Genomic DNA, 1,218 nt, shown 5'->3' on the forward strand with positions numbered 1-1,218 from the left:
AGGGCTTACTCCTTCAATGGTTGAGTCGTTTGCGATATGCAAAAACATATCAAGAATAGTTTCAGGTCTGGCTTGGAATAGCGCAGGTTTTCTGGCTTCAATTAACGACCCACGACGTTGAAAATCTGCATCCAAAATTTCTGCGTTTTCAGTTGCACCACCATTGATGATGGCTTGATCAAACAGTTTGAGCAGCATTTTGTTTAATTCTGCGACGCGACGAAGTGTGCGATAAAACTCTTTCATCATCATCTCGACGCCGCGATTGCCTTCACCAACATAACCGAGGTTTTCGGCCACTTGTGCTTGATGTGCGAAGGTCAAACGGTTGTCGTATCGGCGAAGTTCAATGTGCAGAGCAAAGCGGACACGCCACAAGAAGTCCTGACACTCCACCAGTTCGCGGTATTCCGCATCGGTAAGAAAGCCGTAACGGCTCATCTCTAGCAGAGATGTGGCGCCAAAGTGACGGCGCGCTACCCAGCTCAAAGTGTGAATATCGCGAAGACCTCCTGGGGTCGATTTGATGTCGGGCTCTAAGTTATAGGTCGTATCGTGGTAGCGAGCATGACGTTCGCGTTGTTCTTGGATTTTTGCGCGGTAGAAGGTTTCGCTCGGCCAGAAAGAGTCGGATAGCACGACCTTTTTTAGAGCTTGGAATGTGTCTTCGCTGCCACAAAGCAGACGTGCTTCTTGTAGGTTAGTGGCAACCGTTAGATCGTCACGACCGATTTGTGCACATTCATTGACAGTGCGAACCGCATGGCCAACTTCCAGTTTTAAGTCCCATAGTAAGGTAATAAATTCGCTGATTTTCGCTTCTAACGCAGTCGGCAGTTTGTTGTTAGAGAGAACAAGAATGTCTATGTCGGACAACGGATGCAGTTCACCGCGACCATATCCGCCCACGGCCACTAATGAGATGTTGTAAATGTCATTAAAACCGAAGTATTGCCATAAACGCGTCAGCAACAAGTCCATGTACTCTGCGCGAGCCAATACTAAGCTGGTCACAGGGTGATGATTAAGAAACTCTTGTTTTTGGGTTGAGCTGAATTTTTCTAACTCTTGTTTTAGTTCGCCGATATTGATTTGTTCGTCGGAAAACGTAAGAGGGGACTGAAGTGGCATATTTGCTATCCGTGCAAGCTAAAAGTAAAGATCTACAAACCTTTCTAATTTAACAAATCTCGCGGAGATAAAAAATATCCCCGCATG

Annotated in this window: 1 protein-coding gene; it reads right to left on the reverse strand. The window is 46.3% G+C overall.

Annotation, left to right across the window (positions count from 1 at the left end; translation table 11 throughout):
• A partial coding sequence (locus R8O70_RS25660) for a nucleotidyltransferase domain-containing protein (protein ID WP_318184519.1) occupies nt 1-1,131 on the reverse strand: 1,131 nt, incomplete at its 3' end.
• Between the last annotated feature and the right edge of the window lie 87 nt (nt 1,132-1,218).

It is taken from the genome of Vibrio sp. 779(2023) (genome assembly GCF_033344285.1).
GTDB classification, from domain to species: domain Bacteria; phylum Pseudomonadota; class Gammaproteobacteria; order Enterobacterales; family Vibrionaceae; genus Vibrio; species Vibrio alginolyticus.